This window comes from Deltaproteobacteria bacterium, from assembly GCA_018668695.1.
GTDB lineage: Bacteria > Myxococcota > XYA12-FULL-58-9 > XYA12-FULL-58-9 > JABJBS01 > JABJBS01.
Map to the genome: position 1 here is coordinate 1 of JABJBS010000418.1, position 2,733 is coordinate 2,733.

2 protein-coding genes are annotated in these 2,733 nt (G+C 51.5%); both read left to right on the top strand.

The annotated features are described in order from the left end of the window. A partial coding sequence (locus tag HOK28_24780) for a hypothetical protein (GenBank protein MBT6436328.1) occupies positions 1-503 on the top strand: 503 nt, incomplete at its 5' end. A gap of 264 nt (positions 504-767) precedes the next feature. Continuing rightward, positions 768-2,444, top strand: a complete 1,677-nt coding sequence (locus HOK28_24785; GenBank protein ID MBT6436329.1) for a hypothetical protein — start codon at positions 768-770, stop codon at positions 2,442-2,444. The last annotated feature ends 289 nt before the right edge of the window (positions 2,445-2,733 follow it).

A 2,733-nucleotide genomic window follows, 5' to 3' on the forward strand; every position in this document is an offset into this window, starting at 1 on the left:
GTGAGTCCGATAAACGTATCCGCTTTCATTTCGATAATAACGATACCGCACTGCCTCGCACTGAAATTGGTGCAGATCTGGTGAAGGCAGATCTAGACGAGTGGGGCACACCGCTTCAGTACCGTATGATCAACCGCAACACTTACAAGCTCGTGAGTCTGGGCGCCGATAAAGAAGCGATGACGCCTGATGACATCGTTCACTTGGTTTCAGTGACACGTCCGGCCGTGAATCAAGACAATGCGGATAAGCCACTTACATGGCGTGAAAAGCGCATGATTGAGTTGATGGGTGCCGAAGGCCAGAAGCAGGTCGACCGTGAGCGCGGCGGCGTTCCAACGATTGAGTTCAGCGAAAACCTCTCAGTGGGTGGGCAGAACAAGCTTGAAGGCGCAGCTTACTTTTGGTTCTGGACCTGGACGATGCTCGGTACGGCTATGCTCTTCGTATTGGTTGCTCTTTGGTACAAGCCGAAGACTTACCTCCAAGAAGAAGCTGCTTAAGCTTCACTCTCTCCAAACGTGATTGACCTTCCTTGGCTCTCTCGATGAAGAGCCAGGGGAGGGTTTGAGGCCGGCACTTTAGGGCCTATTGGTATAACCACTTCCTTATAATTGCTCACGAATTCCTAGATCAGGCCGATCTTAAGCCTGAATACGTGACCTTGTAGTCATTTCTCCAAGACAAAACCGCCACCTCTGTGCTCTTTTAGCCGTTCGCGCTGATGCGGGGGGCTGTGTCAGCTCGGTGAATTCAAGGGGGGACCCATGTGGAATACATGGCGAATCAGTGCAGTACTGGCGATGGTTCTTAGTTTAGGAGCCTGCCAGTTGCTGCCAGGGGAGCAAGTGGGCCAAAATGAGCCTACGGGCCACACCCACATTACGGGCAACCAAATCGGCGGTAGTTACGCTCTAGAGGGCGGTTTTTACGCGTCGCCAACTTTGCGTGCGGTAGAGTCAGCCACACGTTTGGGCATGATGCTGGATCTACATGATGATACAGATTTTCAAATTGAGACCCAGGGTGTTTATGAAGACGGTTCTTTGTCTGAGTGGGCTTTGTTAGAGCAGGTTTGGTCAGAAGGTCTTTCGAGGGTCTACCGCGCAAGTTTTAGCCAAGCAGTAACAAGCGCACGCATTCGTTTGGCGAAGACCCAGGCTAAGCATCTTGTCTTTCTCGATTGGTCTTTAACGAATCCCGAACCCGTTCAAATGAACGAGCTAGATCACGGCATCCAACCTGGGGCTCAGCAAGTGCAGCTTGGTCTTGCTGGATATCTTGAAGACCTGGGCATCATTGATAGAGCGGGCTGGGGCGCCGCGGAATCGACTGGATGTGGCTATGATATCAGTAAATACCGAGTTGCGATTCATCATACGGCAAGCCCGCCCGGCGATACCGATACTTACGATACCCGTATTCGGCAAATTCAAAGCTACCACATCAATGGCAACGGTTGGTGTGATGTGGGTTACCATTTTCTCGTGACTCAAAATGGACAAATCTGGGAAGGTCGGCCGCTGGATTACCAGGGCGCTCATGTGGGCAGCAACAACAGCGGCAATGCTGGGATCTCCATTGTAGGTTGTTTTGAGCCCGGTGCTTGCGACCCATCCACTTATGGGCCGTTGGTGCCACCTGAGGTCACGATAGATGCGGTGAGCTCTTTGGTCGCGGTATTGAGTGGCCAGTTTAGTTTTGGGATTGATGAAGACTCCGTAAAGGGTCACCGAGACCACGCCAGTGCGAGTACCAGTTGCCCAGGTGAAAACCTCCATTCTCGTTTAGACGATATTCGAAGTCTCGCGGCCGGTGGTATGACGAACCCGGGCGATGGCTCAGATCCGTCAGACCCATCAGAGCCAGATGGTGGCTCTGTTGTGCAGGGCGTCGTTTTTGATGCATCTCTTACGGCAACTCCTTCTGAGGAGGGAAATCTTAGATTAGACGGAGCTACAATCGTTTCTTCTGATGGTGAGTCGCTTTCTGCACGAGAGAGCGATGCTTTTTGGTCTTTTGAGCTGGTTCCAGGGAGTTATGAAATCACGGCAAGCGCTGAGGGTTATGTGACGAGCAGCCGAACAGTGGTCTTAGAAGCGGGCGATTCAATGTGGGCTTCCATAGGCTTACTCCCTGTCTCTTCCGAGCAAGATGAAGATTCAGAGACCAACAACGATTCTACAGATGGCGTCAGCGATGACGGTGAAGGGCAATACACGGGGCCCTTTTTGGAATCATCGCCAGGTAGGCTTGTAGAGGGCGGTGCGCAATCGATACCTCAGGACGAAGAGCCTTCGGATGCCAACCTTCCAACAGATCCTGAGCAACCAGAAGAGGATGGAGGTTGCTCTCAGACTGGTTCTCAGAACCTTTTGATGGCTCTATTAGGTGGGCTATGGCTGGTGCGTCGTCGTTCTCGTATCAAGTACCCAACCACTTAATCTAATCGATTCTTGTTCCATTTTTTTACGATACTTCGACGAGCTGGTTCCTCAAGCAGGTGATGTAAGGCAGCACTGGCAATAATGACAACAATCGTCGCCAAGAATATGTCGTGACGCTGGAGTCCGCCTTCAAAATTGTTCCCAAGAGAAGCGAATACTATGGATCTGATTTCTCCGTGTTTGACCGCAGAGATCACACCCAGAATCGGTTGGTGGATGAGATAAAGCGCATAGCGCCATTCATGTAGTAAGGCTTTGTCTCACTTCGGTTGGCGAACCCTTGGGA